The sequence below is a fragment of the Vulcaniibacterium tengchongense genome (genome assembly GCF_003814555.1).
Classification (GTDB): domain Bacteria; phylum Pseudomonadota; class Gammaproteobacteria; order Xanthomonadales; family Xanthomonadaceae; genus Vulcaniibacterium; species Vulcaniibacterium tengchongense.
In genome coordinates this window covers 1,260,567-1,277,976 of sequence record NZ_RKQN01000001.1, presented here as the reverse complement: position 1 = coordinate 1,277,976, position 17,410 = coordinate 1,260,567, and the positions used below count along the sequence as shown (strand labels likewise).

Sequence of the window (17,410 nt, the reverse complement as noted above, 5' to 3'; positions counted from 1 at the left end):
CCCTCGGGGTGCGCCGGCGACCTGACGAAGGGCCGCGGGCCGGAGCGATGAGGTCCGCCCCCCCTCCGCCGACGTCGCCGACCTCACCGCCCAGGTCGCCGGCCTCGGCGCAGGCGTCGCCGACGTCTCCGTTGAGGTCGCCGACGTCTCCCTCGACGTCGCGGACCTCTCGCGTGAGGTCCGCGACCTCTCGGGTGAGGTCGGCGATATGAACGATGAGGTCTACGACGCCTCGAATAAGGTCATTGACGTCATTTTTGCAACGATCGTTGCCTCTGGAGCGACCGGCAAGGCGCACCCGCGTTCGCGCACGCGCGCTCGGGCGTGCCCGTGCGGTTTCCGGAACGTGGCCGACTCCGCCGTGGCGCGTCGTTCCGGGTAATGGCCGGTGTCATCGCGGGCCGTGCGCTAGGCGCCACGGCATCGATCGCGCAGTGCGGGCGCCGTCAAAGGCCCGCCCCATCCAGAGGGAATTGGCAATGGCATTCTCGGTAACCGTCCGCGTCCTCGAGGTGACCTGCAACGACAAGGAGTCCGGGGGAGACAACCGGGACTCTTTCATCCTGCTCGGGGCCGTCGTCGCCGACGGCCAATCGCACGCGTTCGGCTTCGAAGGCGTGGCGTTGCGGTCCGACGAATCGTTCACCTACTACGAGAGCGTGTTCGAAGGCATCGTGGACCAGGGCGTCATCGGCCTGGCGCTGAGCGGGTGGGAGACCGACCGCAGCAGCGATTGGAAACGGGTGCGCGAGGACGTCAAGAAGGTCGCGGAGGGCGTCGCCACGGTGGTCGACAAGCTCGACATCCCGGTGGTCGGCACGATCGCCTCGAAGGTGATCGAGTACATCCCCGAGGGCATCGACTTCTTCGCCCGCCTGGACAAGGACGACAACATCCTGAAGTGGGCCGGCGAGTTGCCGCTGTCCTCGCCGCCCCACCGGGAATCGACGGAGGTCTACACCTTCCGCGCGCGAGGGAAGAAGAAGGCCGGCTTCGTCGTGCTCTCGACCTGGGATTACGAAGTCACGGTGGCGGTGACCTGCGCCGACCTGGTGCCGTTGTTTCCTGCCGATACGCCCGCGATCCGCTGGTCCCGGCGCGAGCACGTGGACTCGAAGGTCGAGGACTGGCTGGGGCGGTTCCGCAACGGCAGGGTGGCGTGCTCGATCGTGGAGTCGCGCTCCCTGTTCGGTCCGTTGAAGATCCATTTCACCGACGAGACCGGGCAGGAATTCGAGATCCCGCGCGCCCGGATCGTCAACCGCTCCGCCCCGCTGGTCGAGGCCCACCACGGCAACGTCCTCACGTTGCGGCCGCTGGGCATGAAGCGGATCGAAGGCGAGCCGCGCGTCACCAATGCCGCGGCCTTGCTTGTGTCCAGGGGAGACGACCTCGCCAAGATCCGCGACCGGGCGCATCCCGCGGAGGTGTCCCGACGGAAGAACAAACTCCTGGAAAAGCACGTTCTGCTGGCGCTCGGAGGCGATCGCGTGGCGCTGCCGAACGGGGGGATTCTCGAGATCCACGAAACCCTGGCCGACGGCGAGCCGACCGGCGGTCACGCGCTGCGCTACGTGCGCCCGGCGACGTTGGACTCGGTGCTGTTGCTCGCGAATCCCGACATCGACCTGATGCTGGAGCCGTACTCGGAAATCCACTGACGCGGGGCTCGCGCCGGTCCGGGCCGCCGTGGGCGCTGCTCGCCCGGGACGAGGCGGCGACGCGGCGTGCGATGCGCCGGCCAGGCCGCTCCTCGACGGAGAGGCAGGGCCGCGCTACAGCTCCGACAGCTGGCTCTTGCGCAGGTAGAGGAACAGCCCGGAGCGGACGCCCAGCCAGAAGCCTTCCTCGCGCACGCCGTCGCGGCTGCCGACGCTGCGGTAGAAGTCGAGACGGTTGAAGCCTTCGTCGTTCACGCCCACCCACACTTCGTCGAGGTTCCAGCTGTCGGAGCGGCTCTTCGGCGCGAACCGCACGTACACCGGGAAGGCATCGACGTCCTCGGTGGTGATCTGCGGCCTGCGCGGGTCGTTGACCGTGTAGTTGAGGATGGTCGAGGGCTTGCCGATGGCGTAGTACCGGTCCGCGTCGCGCTCGAAGTCGTCGTCGCTGGAGTCCACCATGAACTCGCGGCCGCCGATGCCCAGGTAGATGTCGCCGTCGGTGCCGGCGCCTTGCTTGTCCCCGGTCTTGAACCGCACCCAGATCTTCTCGACGTTGGCCATGGCCGTCTCCTGCTGTCGGCGCGCGGCGGGCATCGTGCGTTGCCGCTGCCATCAGGAACGGCACGGGTTTCGCGTCCCGGCCATGCGGCGGCGCGCGCGTCGGCCCGCGTGCGGCGAGCGGCCGCGCCGGAGCCGGGCGCGCTCCCGTTCAGGGCGACGCACGGAGGGCGGCGGCGGCGCTTTCGTGAACCTGTTCACGCCTCGGCGCGCGCTGGGTGCGGTCGCCGTGTTTTCGCGCCTCGGGCTTCACGCGAACTGAATACTTGCGCTCACAGCATCGGCCGGCCGGGCCCGGTTCGCGAGCGCACCCCCACCGCACGGACGAGGGGTCCTGCACTTCCGACCCATCGCATGGAGATTCGCAGATGCGCAAGATCGTCTCCTGGGCCAAGCGCGGCCTGATCGCTCTCTCGCCCCTTCCGCTCGCGCTGGCGATGTCCGCCGCGTCGGCGGCGCCGCCCGACAACGTCCCGGCCGTGCTGCGCGCGGCGATGCAGCGCGACCTGGGCCTGACCCCGGTCCAGCTCAACCAGTACCTGAAGGTCGAGCGCCTCGCGGCGCAGCAGGAGAAGCGACTGGCCCAGGCGCATGGACGCCACTACGCCGGCAGCTGGATCGAGCGCAAGCCCGACGGCAGCTTCCAGCTGGTCGTCGCCAGCACCTCGATCCGCCCGCAGCAGGCCGCGGCCGGCGTCGAGGTCCGCAGCGCCCGCCGCAGCCTGGCCGAACTCGATGCGTCCAAGGCGCAACTCGACGCCGCCCTGTCGCGCGCGGGCAGGGCGCCCAAGGGCGTGTACGGCTGGTACGTGGACGTGCCGGGCAACAGTGTGGTGATCAGCGTCGGCAAGGGCCAGGAGCAGGCCGGCATCGACTTCGCCGCCGCCAGCGGCATCGACGCGCAAGCGGTGCGCCTGGTGACCGAGGAAGAGCAGCCGAGCCTGCGCATCGACGTGAAGGGCGGCTACGGCTACCTGCGCGATCCGGGCGACGGCTACCTGTACGCGTGCTCGGTGGGCTTCACCGTCGCCCAGGGCACCACGCCCGGCTTCGTCAGCGCCGGCCACTGCGGCGACGCCGGCGAGGTGGTGTACTACGAGCCCTCGCAATGGACGCTGGGGCCGAGGCTCGGTTCGTTCGTCGCGTCCAATTTCCCCAGCCCCGGCCAGACCGGCAACGACTACGCCTGGGTCCGGGTGGACTCGACCCACACCCTGTCGCCGACGGTGTACGGCTGGGGCAACGGCGACGTGACCGTGCGCGGCAGCACCGAAGCGCCGGTCGGCGCCGCGGTCTGCCGTTCCGGCCGCACCACCGGCTGGCGCTGCGGCACCATCGAGGCCAAGAACCAGACGGTGAACTACAGCACCGGCGAGACCATCCTCAACCTGACGCGCACCACCGCCTGCTCCGAAGGCGGCGACTCGGGCGGCTCGTTCATCACCACCCCGGGCCAGGCCCAGGGCGTGCTGTCGGGCGGCAGCGGCAGCTGCAAGGGCAAGCAGCCGAACAACCGCACCCGCAGCTTCTACCAGCCGCTGCTGCCGATCCTGCAGGCCTACAACCTCACCCTGCGCACCGGCACCTGATCGGTTGCCGCGCTTGTCGGACGCGCGAACGCCCCGGCTTGCCGGGGCGTTCGTTCGTGGGCGTGCCTTCGGCGAGTGGTCGATCTTTGCGACGTACCGGCGGCGCGGTGCCTGCGGCAGATGCTCGGGCCCATTCGCGAGCCGGGACAGGTCATTGCCGATTCCACGCCCGAACTCTGAGGGCGTGGGCGGGCCGCAAACGGCCGGCGGGGTCGCGCCACGGCTTCGCCCCCGCTTCACACACGCCCCATCGCGTTTTCATGGCCGCGCGCCAAGCTGGATGCGGTCCACTTGAGCGCGGAGGCTTGTCATGGCGATCACTCCCTCCGGCCGCGGGCGCAACCGCCTGCGGCCCTTCGTCTGGGGCGGCGCGGCCGTCCTGCTGCTGCTGCCGGCGGTGGCGATGCGGTTCACCGCGGAGGTGAACTGGACCGGCGCGGACTTCGCGGCGATGGGCCTCATGCTGGCGGTGGCCTGCGGGCTGTACGAGCTGGGCGCCCGGCTCAGCGGCGACCCGGCGTACCGCGCGGCGTTCGGCATCGCGGTGGCGACGGGCTTGCTGACGGTCTGGGCGAATCTCGCCGTGGGCATGTTCGGCAGCGAGGACAATCCGCTCAACCTGATGTTCGGCGGCGTGCTGCTGGTCGCGGCGACCGGCGCGCTGCTGGCGCGGTTCCGCGCCGGCGGCATGGCCGGGGCGATGGGCGCCACCGCGGCGGCGCAGCTGCTGGCGGCGGGCATCGGCCTGGCGTGGGGGCTGCCGGCGGGGTTCGACGAGCCCCGCGGCGCGGGCGTGTACCTGGAAGCCTTGCTGGCGGCGTGCTTCGCGCTGCCGTGGCTCGTTTCGGCGCTGCTGTTCCGCAGGGCGGCGCGGGCGGAAACGGCGCCGCGGTGAGGCGGCGCCCGCGGCAATAGCGGTAACGGCGTTTTGCCGGGCGCGGGAGTACCCTCCGGCGGACCCTCCCGGAAGCTTGCGCCATGGCCGACCGCTCCCGCCGCAGGTTCCTCGCCGAAACCGCCGCCGTGCTCGCCGCGGCGCCCTTCGTCAGCACCCGCGCGACGCGGGCGCGGGCGCAGGCGTCGCGCAAGCTCGGCTTCGCCCTGTGCGGGCTGGGCCGGCTGAGCACGGACCAGCTCGCGCCCGCGCTGGCGAAGACCAAGTACTGCCGGCTGGCCGGCATCGTCACCGGCACGCCGGCCAAGGCCGAGGCGTGGAAGGCCAGGTACGGCATTCCCGCGGCCCACGTCTATTCCTACGAGACCATGCACCGCATGGCGGACAACCCCGACATCGACGTGGTCTACGTGGTCACGCCGAACGGGCTGCACGGGGAGCACGCCATCGCGGCCGCGCAGGCCGGCAAGCACGTGTTCTGCGAGAAGCCGATGGAGATCTCGGTGGAGCGCTGCCAGCGGATGATCCAGGCCTGCCGCGGGGCGGGGCGCCTGCTCGGCATCGCCTACCGCTGCCGGTTCGAGCCGCACCACCTCGAGTGCATCCGCCTGGCGCGCGAGCGGGTGTTCGGCCGGCCGCTGATCGTGCAGGCCGGCTTCGGCATCAAGGTAGGCGACGACGCGGGCTGGCGCCTGCGCCGCGAGCTGGCCGGCGGCGGCGCGCTGATGGACGTGGGCATCTACGCGCTGCAGGCCACGCGCTACCTCACCGGCGAGGAGCCGGTGCTGGTGTCCGCCGTCGAGACCAGGACCGACCCGGCCAAGTTCGCCGAAGTGGACGAGAGCCTGGTGTGGACCACGCGCTTCCCCAGCGGCGTGGTGGCCTACTGCAGCACCAGCTACAACGCCGGCGGCATCCAGAACATGCGCGTCAACGCCGAGCGCGGCTGGTTCGAGCTGGACCCGGCGTTCTTCTACGGCGGCCTGCGCGGCCGCCGCAGCGACGGCCAGGAGATCCGCTTCCCGCGGATCGACATGTTCGCCGCGGAGATGGACGACTTCGCCCGATGCATCCTCGAAGGCAGGCCGACCCGCGTGCCCGGCGAGGAAGGCCTGCGCGACGTGCGCATCATGCAGGCGATCTACGAATCCGCGCGCACCGGGCGGGCGGTGTCGCTGGCGTAGGAGCGCGCTGCGGGCGCGGCCTGTGCGCGTGGGAACGGGCGACCTCGCCCGGCCCCTCTCCGCGAGCGGGAGAGGGGCTTGTTCGGTTGGCCGGGTCGCGCCGTGCCCACGCGCGCGGCTTGCCCCGTCGGGGACGGGCGATAATGCGCGCGCGTTTTCCATCCGCCGCGCCGCATGTCCATCGTCCTCACCGATTTCGCCCGCCCCAGGCTGTTCCCGCGCGAGCCGCGCCGCAACACCATCCAGGACATCACCCCCGAGCAGTTCGAACGCCACCTCAACCAGGCGGCGCCGCTGAAGGTGCTGGACGGCTACGCGCCGTTCTGCAAGCTGCACGTGCACCGCAACTGGACCTCCACCCGCTGCCTGGCGGTGCCGATCACCGACGCGAACCGGCACCTGCTGCGCTCGGACTACGAGGCGCGCACCAAGGACGAGCTGCCGGTGCTGGTGCGCTGGTTCGAGGGCCTGGAACCGCCGGTGGCGAATTACCTGATCCCGATCCTGTACAGCCGCGAACAGCTGGCGCGGGAGGGCACGCGCATCGACGCGGACTGGGGCGTGGTGGGCTGCATGTACACGATGGAGCCGGAAGAGACGCCGATGGCGCCGATCACGATGATGCGCAACGCGCTGGGCGTGGAGGAGGGCGGCTCCGGCGTGCCGCTGGACCGCGCCGCGTACCTGCGCAGCGTCGAGTTCTGGCGCACGCACGCCAACTGGCGGGGGTAGGCGGCCGGGCGCGCGCCGGCCGCCTGCGGCGGAGCCGGCGCGGCGCATCGCGGCGCCGCCGCCGGCGCGGCGCGGCCCCGGGCGGTCGCGTGCGCCGGCCCCGGGCGGATTCGTACTTCTTGCATTGGCCCGGGCATGCCGCGGCGCGATCCTGCGCGCCGGTAACCGGCCCGGGGCGCCGCGCGGCGGCGTCCCGGCCCGCGCAAGGGAGACGACACCGTGGACATGGCCCGCCCCGACCTCCGGCTCGGCAAGCAATTGCGGCTGAGCGACCGCACCGCGCGCCGCCTCGACGGCGCGCTCCTGCTGCTGATCGTGCTCAGCGTGTTGGTGGTGATGCTGGACAGCGTGGAAAGCGTGCACGCCCGCCACGGCCGCGTGCTGTACGCGCTGGAGTGGGCGTTCACCGGCATCTTCACCGTGGAGTACCTGCTGCGCCTGTGGGCGGCGCCGCGCCCCAGCGCCTACGCGCGCAGCTTCTTCGGCGTCGTCGACCTGCTGTCGATCCTGCCCACCTATGCCGCGTTCCTGTTCCCGGGCGTGCACGTGCTGGCGGACGTGCGCCTGCTGCGACTGCTGCGCGTGTTCAGCATCCTGCGCCTGTCCATCTACCTGGACGAGACCCGGATGCTGCGCGAGGCGCTGGTGCGGGCGCGGCGCAAGATCCTGGTGTTCGTCGGGGTGATGTTCGTGCTGACGGTCATCCTCGGCACCGTGATCTACCTGGTCGAGGGGCCGGAGAACGGCTTCACCAGCATCCCGGTCGGCGTCTACTGGGCCGCGGTCACGATGAGCACCACCGGCTACGGCGACCTGACGCCGCACACCGCGCTGGGCCGCCTGATCACCGCCTGCGCGATCCTGATGGGCTACGGCATCATCGCCTTCCCGACCGGAATCATGGGCGCGGAACTGGTGGCCGGCGCGCTCGACAGGCGCGCCGCCGGGCGGGAACGGCGCTGCCCGCACTGCGGCGCGGCCGGTCCGCACGCGGCGCGCGAGGCGCACCAGGCCGATACCGCCTGACCTCCCCGGCGGTGGCCGGCGCCCGGCCACCGCCGCCTCGCGCGGCGACGCGCGAAAGCGACGCCGGCGATGCGAAGATAGGCCTTCCCCGAACGCGAGGGCAGGCGATGGCCGGCAAGACATCCGGGAAGGCGACGGAAGGCGCGAGCAGCCGCGCCACCAAGACCGCCGCGGGCAAGCCCGCCGCGCCGCGGGCGCAGGCGAAGCGCGCGGCCGGGGCGCCGGCGTCCTCGGCATCCGGATCCGGCGCTCCGGTGCTGCTGTCCGGCGGCAACCCGCAGATCCCGAAGGGCTACGGCGACGCGCCGGTGCAGGCCTACATCGCGGCGATGCCGGGCTGGAAGCGCGAGGTGGGCAAGCGGCTCGACGCGCTGATCGAGCGCAGCGTGCCCGGCGTGCGCAAGGCGGTGAAGTGGAACTCGCCCTTCTACGGCACCGAGGACGACAGCTGGTTCCTGTCCTTCCACTGCTTGGCCAAGTACGTGAAGGTGACGTTCTTCCGCGGCGCCTCGCTGCGCCCGGCGCCGCCGGTCGAGTCCAAGTACCCGCAGGTGCGCTACGCCCACGTCCCCGAGGACGGCGCGTTCGACGAGGCGCAGTTCGCCGGCTGGGTGCGCCAGGCCAGCCGCCTGCCCGGCGAGCGGATGTAGGCGCGTGCGGACGAGGCCAAGGGGCGGGCCGGAACGCCCGTACCGCGCGCCCGGCGCGGCGTCCGCGCAGGACGCGCCGCCGCGCACCGGCCGGGATCCCCGGCTGCTGCGCCGCCTGCTGCGCGCCAAGGACCGCATGGACGCGGCCTCGCACGAGGCCTGGCCGGTGCGGCGGCTGGCGCAGGTCAGCGGCGTGTCCGAGGCGCACTTCGCGCGCTCGTTCAAGGACGCCTTCGGCCTGCCGCCGCATCGCTACCTGCTGACGCGGCGGATCGAGCGCGCCGCGGCGCTGCTGCGCGACACCGGCCTGCCGGTCACCGAGGTCGCGTTCCGGACCGGCTGGCAGAGCCTGGGCACGTTCGGCCGCACCTTCCGCGACGTCGTCGGCGAGAGCCCCGGCGATTTCCGCGCGCGCGCCCAGGCGCTCCCGCACGCGCTGGCGTGGGTGCCGGCCTGCTTCGTCAGCGCCGCGCAACGCCCCGCGCTGACCATCGCAGTTTCGGAGAAGCGCCGGCGCGAGGCGGCGGCTAGCCTGTGCGCATCCCAACCATCGGAGGCGCCATGAATCGAGGCATCGGAGTCGTCGGCCTGTACGTCCGCGACCAGGACGAGGCCCTGCGGTTCTACGTCGGCAAGCTCGGCTTCCGCGTCCACACCGACGCGCGCAACGGCGACTATCGCTGGCTGACCGTGCAGCACCCGGACCAGCCCTCGTTCCAGCTCGGCCTGTTCCTGCCGGGGCCGCCGGTGCACGACGCCGCCACCGCGCAGGCGCTGCACGAGCTGGTGGCCAAGGGCGCGATGCCGCCGCTGGTGCTGTACGTGGACGACTGCCGCGCCGCGCATGCGCGGCTAAGCGAGGCCGGGGTGGAGTTCACCCAGGCGCCGATCGAGCGCTACGGCAACGTCGACGCCAGCTTCCGCGATCCGTCCGGCAACGGCTGGAAGATGATCCAGGCCGCGCGGCCGTGATCGACGACATTCCCGCGCCCCGCATCCGCGAACAGGTACCCGACCATGGCCGACAAGACCCAACCGCATGACGAATCCGCAGCCCGCCTGATCGACCAGCGCATCCGCGAGCTGGGCGACTGGCGCGGCCAGGCGCTGGCGCGCATCCGTGCGCTGATCAAGCAGGCGGACCCGGAGGTGGTCGAGGAAGTGAAGTGGCGCAAGCCGTCGAACTCGATGCGCGGCGTGCCGGTGTGGTCGCATGCCGGCATCCTCTGCACCGGCGAGGTCTACAAGAAGGCGGTGAAGCTGACCTTCGCCCAGGGCGCGGCGCTGCCGGACCCCGCCGGGCTGTTCAACGCCGGCCTGGACGGCAACGTCCGCCGCGCGATCGACCTCCACGAGGGCGAGGAGATCGACGCGGGGGCGTTCAAGGCGCTGATCCGCGCGGCGGTGGCGTTGAACACGGCGAAGGCTTCGGCCCGCCCGGTGCGGCCGAAAAAGACAGCGACCCGCGCCTGAGACGCCGTTCCGCCTTTTACGGGTCGCTCACCCGGCTTTCACCGCGGCATTCCCGGCGCCTCGACGAAATGCCGGTTCCGATCGAAAGCGGGAGCGCGAACATGAAGAGGCCTGCCGTCGCCGCGGCGTCGACGCTGCTGCTGTCCGTCTCCGGTGCGGCGCTCGCCGCCGTGGTGTACGTCTCCGGCCACGGCCAGAGCTACGACCCCGGCATCGCGCTGGAAGACGCCCGCGCCGACGCCGTCGCCCAGTGCGAGGCGCAGGGCGGCACCCCGGTCGAGGAGGTCTACAACCACCTCTCGCGCGGCGCCCTGTGGCTGGCGTCTTCGGTGTGGTCGTGCGAGGTGCCCGAATAGGGCCGCGCCCGCGGCGCACGAGAGCGCGAAGAGCCCGCCGGAGCGGGCTCTTCTTTTCCGGCGCGGCCTCATGGGGCGGGCGGGAACGCCGCGCCGGGGCGCCACGCGATAATGGCCCGCCGATCCAATCGCCATGACCGAACGCCTCTTCGTCTACGGCACCCTCGCGCCCGGCCGCCCCAACGGGCACATGCTGGCCGACGTGCCCGGCACCTGGGAACCGGCCTCGGTGCGCGGGCGCCTGCTGCAGGAAGGCTGGGGCGCCGCGGTGGGATATCCGGGCCTGGTCCTGGACGAGCAGGGCGACGAGGTGCCCGGGCTGGTGTTCAGTTCGGACGCCCTGGCCGCGCACTGGGCGCGGCTGGACGCATTCGAAGGCGCCGGCTACGAGCGGGTGCCGGCCGCGGCGCGGCTGCGCGACGGCCGCGTGGTGACGGCCTACGTCTACCGCTTGCGTGGCCGCGGCTGAGGCGATCGCCGGCGCGGCGGACCCGCCGCGCCTCCCGCGCCGACCGGCGGCGCTTGCCTATGGCCTGATATCTGACTAAAGTCAGAAAATGGACGGGAAACGGAACGAACAGGTCCGGCAGGTCCGGGCCTTCAATCGCGCGGTGACGCGCCGGATCGGCGCGCTCAGCGACGACTACCTGGGGCGCGGCCGGCCGCTGGCGGAGTCGCGGCTGCTGTTCGAGATCGGCCGGGAAGGCGCGGACCTGCGCGACCTGCGCGCGCGGCTGTCGCTGGATTCGGGCTATCTCAGCCGGCTGCTGCGGGCGCTCGAGGCGCAGGGGCTGGTGACGTCGCAGCCGTCCCCGGACGATGCGCGGGTGCGGCGGGCGACGCTGACCGCCAAGGGCCGGCGCGAGGTCGAGGCCTTGGACCGCCGTTCGGAGGCGTTCGCGGCCGCGCTGCTGGCGCCGCTGGGCGAGGCGCAACGCGAGCGCCTGGTCGCCGCGATGGCCGAGGTCGAACGGCTGATGCGCGCGGCGGCGGTGACGATCGAGCCCGCCGACCCGGCCGGCGCCGATGCGCGCGCGTGCATCGACGCCTATCTGCGGGAACTGGCGCAGCGCTTCGAATCCGGCTTCGACCCGAGCCGCGGGCCGTCGGCCGATCCGCGCGAGCTGGTGCCGCCCTCGGGCGTGCTGCTGCTGGCGCGGCTGGACGGACAGCCGCTGGGCTGCGGCGCGCTGAAGCGCATCGGCAAGGGCGTGGGCGAGATCAAGCGCATGTGGGTATCGCCGGAGGCGCGCGGGCTCGGCATCGCCCAGCGGTTGCTCGACGCGCTCGAGCAGCACGCCCGGATCCTGCGCCTGACCACGCTGCGGCTGGACACCAATCGCAGCCTGACCGAAGCGCGCGCACTGTACGCCCGCAACGGCTACCGCGAGATCCCCGCGTACAACGACAACCCCTACGCGGACCACTGGTTCGAGAAGCGGCTGGCCTGAGCGCCGCGCGGAAGCGGGAGCGCCGCCGCTTCCGCGCGCCGACGCCTCAGTACGTGGGGTAGAAGGTGCGGGCGCACGGCGTCGCCGAGACCACGGTGGCGCCGTTGTTGAGCTGGTCGAGCCAGTTCTTCAGCGTTTCCTGGTCCGCGCGCTCGGCATGGCCGGGCGGCGTGTAGGGATCGAGGCCGAGCGACTCGTTGGCGTCTTCCATCAGCTCGTCGACGGTGCAGCCGCAGGGCAGGAAGTAGGAATCGCCATTGACCAGGCCGCTCTCGACGTTGAGCGTCATCGCGGCCAGGTGCACCGACAGCATGTAGGCCATGTTGGTCGCGGTGCCGCCGAGCAGCCAGCTGCGGAAGCCGGCGTGGTCGACCGGGTCGAACGCATCGCCGTTCGCGGACACCAGGTTGAGGCCGGACAGCAGGCCCAGTTCGGTCGCCACCTCGCCGCCGTCGTTCATGCGTTCCAGGCCGTTGCGGTTGCTCCAGAACCCCGGGGTGCGGCCGCCGCTGCCCTTCTTGCAGTAGTTGCCGAAATGGACCGTCACGGTCTTGCACGGGACGATGGCGAAGTTCTTCGGGTTGACCGGCACGCCGTCGGCGCGCGGCGCGGTCTGCACCCAATTGGTCTGCACCGGCGCCGCTTCCGCCACCGAATAGCCGCTGCCGCCGGCCAGGCCGGACCAGATGGCGGTGCTGTTCCTGACGGAGGAAGCGCCGTTGGGCAGGGTCAGGGTCATCGGCCAGCCGCTCAGCCACGGCTCGCCGGTATCGCGTTTGCCGTTGGCGTTGGCGTCGTAGAACTTCTTCACCACCACCGAGCCGAGGTTCGGGTTGTAGGTGGAGGCGGTCTGCGCCCATGCGCCGCCGGCGGCGCCGGCGAGCAGCAGGGCGAGGGCGAGACGGGGTCGCCGCAGGGAAGCATCGTGTTTCATGTGAGCCTCGTTGTCGTTCTTGTTGGGGCTCCCGCATCCGACCGGGGCGGTCGTACCGCATGGAATGGAGCCGGCTGTGGAGCGGCGCTCGCCGCGCGGGCGAGCGATGATCCTGTCGTGAAGCGCTCGCGCGACTTCCGGTTCGGCGCACCCCGTACAACGCGCGCGTGCGGCAGGCACGGACACAGGCGCCGGTCGCGGCGGCCGGGCGATTCGCCCGCCGCGTTCATCCGATGGACGGCAAGGGACGGGCGCGGTTCAGCGACCGCTGCTTCACATCCACGCCTCGACGCTGGGCGCCCCCGTGAGACGTCGGAGTCAGGTCATGGAATCGCGCACTCTCGATCCGGAAGTCCGCCCGCGTCCCTGGCGCCGGAAGGGCGCACTGCTCGCGCTGCTGCTGCCGTTGACCGGCCAGGCGGCGCATCTCGAATACGTGGTGGAGGTCGGCGGGCCGATTTCCGACGTCACCCCGCAGCGGGTGCTGTTCCGGACCTGGGACGGAAACGTCCGCCTCAACGTGTTCAATCGCGTCACCGGCAGCCTGAGGACGATCCCCGACGTGGTCGCGCCCGACGACACCTACGAACGCTTGACCTCGCGCGGCGTCATCTACGGCACGACGGAAGACGACGGCACTGCGGTCTTCGAATGGACCGGCGCGCAACCGATCGGGTACGACGCCACGCCGCGCGGCATGGCGGTCAGCCCGGTCAGCCGGCGCTACGCGATCTTCCCCGAGTGGCGTCCGGGCCGGTACTTCCACTTGCGCGACGTGATGGCGGGCACCGGCACCTATGTCGGCAACGGCCAGGTGCGGGACCTCGCCGACGTCGGCGACGACGGCCAGGTCGTCTTCACCCAGGGGCCGGAGCCGTACAACGTGTTCCGCTACCGCAATGGGCAGACCGCGCAGCTGACCCATTCGACCACCTATTCGCACTTCAACCCGCTGACCGACGGCACCCAGGTCGTGTACCGCAAGCAGGTCTCCGCGACCGCATCGCAGATCGTGCTGTACAACGACGCCCAGGGCGAGGTGGTGCTGCGGCCGGCCAGCACCGATTTCTTCACCCCGCGCGAGGACTACCTGCCCGGCGGCGGCTGGGTCGCCTTTACCCGCATCAATACGGTGGACGGCGCGGCGGCCCGCCAGGTCTGGCTGCGTTCGCCGCAGGGCGCGCTGACGCCGGTGTCCTCCGCGACGGCGGACGCGTACATCAACGCGGTCGGCAACGGCCAGGTGATGTTCGTGTCCGGCGGCTATCTCTACCTCGGCGGGCCGGGGCAGAGCCCGGTGGTGGTCGCGCCGTTCGCGGACGGCACCCAGAGCATCTGGATGCAGGGCGGCTGGTACGTCTACTTCGGCACGGCGCTGTACCGGGTGGTGGTGTAACGGCCGATGCCGTGCGGCCCGGCGGCGGGCCGCGGGGATCGTCGCGGTGCCGCGCGGCCGCGGCGCGCTCGCGCCGGCGAGCCGGCGTTTCGGGCGGGCGCACTCCCAGGTCCCCGCGAGAGCGAGCGTCGGCGACAGGGCCCGCCACGCACGCGCATGGCCGGCACGCTGCATTCCATCGACTCCGCGCCCGGGCCGCGCGGCGCCGGTCACGCCTGCGGTATATAGGAGGCGCGGCGCGGGGCATCCGGTCACGGCCAGGGCGCGGCGCGCGCGACGCGACGGTCGCGAGGCGGCGAGCGGCCGGGATCTTCGACGGACGTCCGGCGGTTCCGCAAAACCGCGGGGTGGAGTCGAGGCCGGCATGGCGAAGCAGACGGTGGCGATCGTGGTGCACGAGGGCGTCCAGGCGCTGGACGTCGCCGGGCCGGTGGACGTGTTCGCCGAGGCCAACTTGCACGTGGCCGAAGGCTACGAGACGCATCTGGTCGCGGCGCGCGCCGAGCCGCTGCGCGCCTCCAACGGCATGTGCCTGGTCCCCGATCTGCCGTACGAGCGCGCGGACCGCTTCGACGTCGTGCTGGTGGCCGGCGGGCCCGCGTTGCCGGACGCGACGCCGGACCCGCACACGGTGGAATGGCTGCAGCGCGCGTCCTCGCGCGCCGATCTCTACGGATCCATCTGCACCGGCGCTTTCGTGCTGGGCCATGCCGGGCTCATCGACGGCCGCCGGGTCACCACGCACTGGCAGAATGCGCGGGCCCTGGCCGCCAGGTTCCCGAAGGCGGTCGTGGATCCGGACGCCATCTACGTGCGCGACGAACGCCTGGTGACCTCCGCGGGCGTGACCGCCGGCATCGACCTCGCCCTGGCGCTGGTGGGCCAGCGCCACGGTGCGGACGTCGCCCTGAAGATCGCGAAGCGGCTCGTCGTCGTCGCCCAGCGCCAAGGCGGCCAATCGCAGTTCAGCCCTTATCTCGCGGCGCCGGCCGACCCGGCCTCGCCCGCGGCCCGGATCCAGGACCACGTGCGCGCCCGCATCGGCGAACGTCACACCCTCGAGTCGCTGGCCCGTGCGGTCGGCATGAGCGCGCGCAACTTGGCGCGGCATTTCGTCGAGGAGACCGGCATCACCCCGCACGAGTTCGTGGTGCGGGCGCGGATCGACGCGGCGCGCATGATGCTGGAAGGAAGCGACCGGCCGCTGAAGACCGTCGCCTACGAGTGCGGTTTCGGCACCGCGGACCGGATGCGGATCGTGTTCAGCGATCGGCTCGGCATCGCGCCCGCGGACTACCGGGCGCGCTTCCGCCGGCCGCCGAACGGGTAGCGGCCCCTGCGCGCACGGCGCGGGCGCTCTGTCCCGAAACGGCGTAGGCCTGTCCCGATCCGCCGGATCGGCCCGGTTGCGCGCGCGGGCCTCCGGGCGCGCAATAGGCGGCGTCCCGCCGAGTCCATCGGCGCCGCCCGAAGATCCGATGCGTCCTCCCTTGCCGCCGTTCACCCATGCCAGCGCGACCGAGAAGGTGCGGATCGCGGAGGACGCCTGGAACAGCCGCGACCCGGGCCAGGTCGCGCTCGCCTATACGCGCGACAGCCGCTGGCGGAACCGGGCCGAGTTCCTCGCCGGGCGTTCCGAGATCGCGGCGTTCCTGGACCGCAAGTGGGCGCGCGAGCTGGACTACCGGCTGATCAAGGAGCTCTGGGCGTACTTCGGCAACCGCATCGCCGTGCGGTTCGCGTACGAGTTCCGCGACGACAGCGGCAACTGGTATCGCGCTTACGGCAACGAGAACTGGGAGTTCGACGACGCCGGGCTGATGCGGCGGCGCATCGCCAGCATCAACGAGCGGCCGATCGCCGAAGCGGAGCGCAAGTTCCGCTGGCCGCTGGGGCGCCGCCCCCACGGCCACCCGGGCCTGTCCGAGCTCGGCCTCTGACGCGGCGGATGCCGCGGCTGGCGCTTGCTTCCCCCCTCGCATCCACCGGAAGGCGGTATCCCATGCAAGGCAGATCGGCGATCGAGATCGTGCAGCGCTTCTGGGACGAGGTGTGGCACGCGCCCCAGAACCCCGACGCGATCGACGCGCTGGTCCATCCCGATTTCGCGATCACCTCGGGCGGCCACGAGATCCGGTCCCGCGAGGCCTTCAAGCGGTGGGTCTTCGACTTCCAGTCCAGGATCGCCGACCTGCGATTCGAGGTGCTCGACATCTTCCAGAGCGAGGACGGCAGCCGCGTCGCCACGCGCTGGCGGGTGACGGGCAGGAACAACGGCCTGCTGGGCACCGAACCGGACGGCAGGCCTTTCGTCATGGTGGGCAACGCGATCGTCGCGGTCGGCGAGGACGGCCTGCTCCGGCACAACTGGGTGGACCGGAACGCCTACGAGGTCCACGGCCATCTGACCGGGCACCGCCGCATCGTGTAGACGCCCGCCTCGCGTGGCGTGCGCGCCGGGCCGCCCTTCGTCTCCCGGCCGGGTATCGGCCATCCGATTCCCGTCGTGCAGCGCATTGCCTGGGCCGGTGCCGGTGCGTTCGTCGCCGGCCATGCACGCGCCGGGCGCGCGCGCCGCCCGCCCCGGTACCGTGCGCGCCACCCGCACGGACGCGGTCGCGCGTGCCTGCACGGCGACGAGCGGGCGCCGGAAAAACAGCGTGGTTGTCCCGATCCGGCGGCGAGATTCCGTTGCCGCTGCGAAGCGCAGATGCCGAAATGGTCGCGAGGACGCGACGTTCCCGAAACGGCGCCGCGGTCCGGACCGAAACGACACCGCGCGCCTGGCGACCTGCGTCGAACCGGCGCGACCAACGAGAGAACCGACCATGTCCGACACCATCGCCGGCATCCGCGTGCCCGACAGCGCCATCGCGCGCGCGGCGACCCAACTCGTGCGCGACACCGAGGACGATCTGCTCTACCACCACAGCCGCCGCGTGTTCCTCTGGGGCGCGCTGACCGGCGAGCGTCGCCGCCTGAAGTACGATCCGGAGCTGCTGTACCTGGGCGCGATGTTCCACGACATGGGCCTGACGGAACGCCATTCGAGCCCGGATCTTCGCTTCGAGGTGGACGGCGCCAACGCCGCGCGCGACTTCATGAGGCAGTACGGCGTCCCCGAGCGCGACGTCGAGGACGTGTGGACCGCGATCGCGCTGCACACCACGCCCGGCATCCCGGAGCACATGCGCCCGACGATCGCGCTGGTGACCGCGGGCGTCGAGATGGACGTGCTGGGAGTCGCCTACGACGATTTCACGCCCGAGCAGCGCGAGCACGTCTGCGCGCACCACCCGCGCGAAGCCGATTTCAAGGAAGGCATCATCGGCCGCTTCGCCGACGGGATCAGGCACAAGCCGGCCACCACGTTCGGCAACGTCAAGGCCGACGTGCTGGCGCTCATGGTGCCGGGCTATCGGCGGATGAACTTCTGCTCGATCATCCTGGGCTCCGCCTGGCCGAACTGAGCGCCGGGCCCGGAGGGCGGGCACGCGCCGCG

Annotated in this window: 20 protein-coding genes; 18 read left to right on the top strand and 2 right to left on the bottom strand. The window is 71.9% G+C overall.

Annotated features, from left to right (window positions below):
• Positions 1 to 479 precede the first annotated feature (479 nt).
• Positions 480 to 1,661: a hypothetical protein gene (locus EDC50_RS05790; RefSeq protein ID WP_123769470.1), complete on the top strand. Its 1,182-nt coding sequence runs from the start codon at positions 480 to 482 to the stop codon at positions 1,659 to 1,661.
• Positions 1,662 to 1,775: 114 nt separating this feature from the next.
• On the opposite strand, the gene EDC50_RS05785 is transcribed toward EDC50_RS05790, so the two are convergent.
• Positions 1,776 to 2,225, bottom strand: coding sequence for a hypothetical protein (locus tag EDC50_RS05785; protein ID WP_123769469.1), 450 nt, complete (start codon positions 2,223 to 2,225; stop codon positions 1,776 to 1,778).
• Between the two features lie 365 nt (positions 2,226 to 2,590).
• On the opposite strand from EDC50_RS05785, the gene EDC50_RS05780 reads away from it, so the two are divergent.
• The 12 genes from EDC50_RS05780 (at position 2,591) to EDC50_RS05725 (ending at position 11,578) form a co-directional block, all read left to right on the top strand.
• Positions 2,591 to 3,811, top strand: coding sequence for a S1 family peptidase (locus EDC50_RS05780; RefSeq protein WP_123769468.1), 1,221 nt, complete (start codon positions 2,591 to 2,593; stop codon positions 3,809 to 3,811).
• 310 nt (positions 3,812 to 4,121) lie between these two features.
• On the top strand, positions 4,122 to 4,706 hold the full coding sequence (locus tag EDC50_RS05775; protein WP_123769467.1) for a hypothetical protein: 585 nt from the start codon (positions 4,122 to 4,124) through the stop codon (positions 4,704 to 4,706).
• 83 nt (positions 4,707 to 4,789) lie between these two features.
• A complete protein-coding gene (locus tag EDC50_RS05770; protein WP_123769466.1) occupies positions 4,790 to 5,890 on the top strand; it encodes a Gfo/Idh/MocA family protein in 1,101 nt (366 codons plus the stop codon).
• 174 nt (positions 5,891 to 6,064) lie between these two features.
• A complete protein-coding gene (locus tag EDC50_RS05765) occupies positions 6,065 to 6,622 on the top strand; it encodes a DUF3228 family protein (RefSeq protein ID WP_123769465.1) in 558 nt (185 codons plus the stop codon).
• A gap of 225 nt (positions 6,623 to 6,847) precedes the next feature.
• Positions 6,848 to 7,648 (top strand): ion transporter, encoded by an 801-nt coding sequence (locus EDC50_RS05760; RefSeq protein WP_123769464.1) that lies wholly within the window; start codon positions 6,848 to 6,850, stop codon positions 7,646 to 7,648.
• Between the two features lie 254 nt (positions 7,649 to 7,902).
• On the top strand, positions 7,903 to 8,298 hold the full coding sequence (locus EDC50_RS05755; RefSeq protein WP_242003037.1) for a DUF1801 domain-containing protein: 396 nt from the start codon (positions 7,903 to 7,905) through the stop codon (positions 8,296 to 8,298).
• Positions 8,299 to 8,434: 136 nt separating this feature from the next.
• On the top strand, positions 8,435 to 8,863 hold the full coding sequence (locus EDC50_RS05750) for a helix-turn-helix transcriptional regulator (protein ID WP_123769657.1): 429 nt from the start codon (positions 8,435 to 8,437) through the stop codon (positions 8,861 to 8,863).
• Complete coding sequence (locus tag EDC50_RS05745; RefSeq protein ID WP_123769462.1) at positions 8,860 to 9,270, top strand: VOC family protein; 411 nt, start codon at positions 8,860 to 8,862, stop codon at positions 9,268 to 9,270. Before EDC50_RS05750 ends, EDC50_RS05745 begins: the two co-directional genes overlap by 4 nt.
• Positions 9,271 to 9,315: 45 nt before the next feature.
• Positions 9,316 to 9,771: a DUF1801 domain-containing protein gene (locus EDC50_RS05740; protein WP_123769461.1), complete on the top strand. Its 456-nt coding sequence runs from the start codon at positions 9,316 to 9,318 to the stop codon at positions 9,769 to 9,771.
• Positions 9,772 to 9,872: 101 nt separating this feature from the next.
• Positions 9,873 to 10,127, top strand: coding sequence for a hypothetical protein (locus tag EDC50_RS05735; RefSeq protein ID WP_123769460.1), 255 nt, complete (start codon positions 9,873 to 9,875; stop codon positions 10,125 to 10,127).
• A gap of 133 nt (positions 10,128 to 10,260) precedes the next feature.
• Positions 10,261 to 10,596 carry a gamma-glutamylcyclotransferase family protein gene (locus EDC50_RS05730; RefSeq protein WP_123769459.1) on the top strand — a complete coding sequence of 112 codons (336 nt, stop codon included), beginning with the start codon at positions 10,261 to 10,263 and terminating at the stop codon, positions 10,594 to 10,596.
• Positions 10,597 to 10,684: 88 nt separating this feature from the next.
• Positions 10,685 to 11,578, top strand: coding sequence for a bifunctional helix-turn-helix transcriptional regulator/GNAT family N-acetyltransferase (locus tag EDC50_RS05725; protein ID WP_123769458.1), 894 nt, complete (start codon positions 10,685 to 10,687; stop codon positions 11,576 to 11,578).
• A gap of 46 nt (positions 11,579 to 11,624) precedes the next feature.
• On the opposite strand, the gene EDC50_RS05720 is transcribed toward EDC50_RS05725, so the two are convergent.
• Positions 11,625 to 12,512, bottom strand: a complete 888-nt coding sequence (locus tag EDC50_RS05720) for a hypothetical protein (protein WP_123769457.1) — start codon at positions 12,510 to 12,512, stop codon at positions 11,625 to 11,627.
• A gap of 325 nt (positions 12,513 to 12,837) precedes the next feature.
• Here EDC50_RS05720 and EDC50_RS05715 point away from each other — a divergent pair, with 325 nt between their 5' ends.
• The 5 genes from EDC50_RS05715 to EDC50_RS05695 all read left to right on the top strand — a co-directional run bounded on the left by EDC50_RS05715 (position 12,838) and on the right by EDC50_RS05695 (position 17,378).
• A complete protein-coding gene (locus tag EDC50_RS05715; RefSeq protein WP_123769456.1) occupies positions 12,838 to 13,908 on the top strand; it encodes a hypothetical protein in 1,071 nt (356 codons plus the stop codon).
• 364 nt (positions 13,909 to 14,272) lie between these two features.
• On the top strand, positions 14,273 to 15,238 hold the full coding sequence (locus EDC50_RS05710; RefSeq protein ID WP_123769455.1) for a GlxA family transcriptional regulator: 966 nt from the start codon (positions 14,273 to 14,275) through the stop codon (positions 15,236 to 15,238).
• Between the two features lie 148 nt (positions 15,239 to 15,386).
• Positions 15,387 to 15,848, top strand: coding sequence for a nuclear transport factor 2 family protein (locus EDC50_RS05705; protein ID WP_123769454.1), 462 nt, complete (start codon positions 15,387 to 15,389; stop codon positions 15,846 to 15,848).
• Between the two features lie 62 nt (positions 15,849 to 15,910).
• Entirely contained in the window at positions 15,911 to 16,339 is a 429-nt protein-coding gene (locus tag EDC50_RS05700) for an ester cyclase (RefSeq protein WP_123769453.1), read from the top strand.
• 397 nt (positions 16,340 to 16,736) lie between these two features.
• The gene (locus EDC50_RS05695; RefSeq protein WP_123769452.1) at positions 16,737 to 17,378 is read left to right on the top strand and encodes an HD domain-containing protein; all 642 of its coding nucleotides are present in this window, start codon (positions 16,737 to 16,739) and stop codon (positions 17,376 to 17,378) included.
• Positions 17,379 to 17,410: the final 32 nt, after the last annotated feature.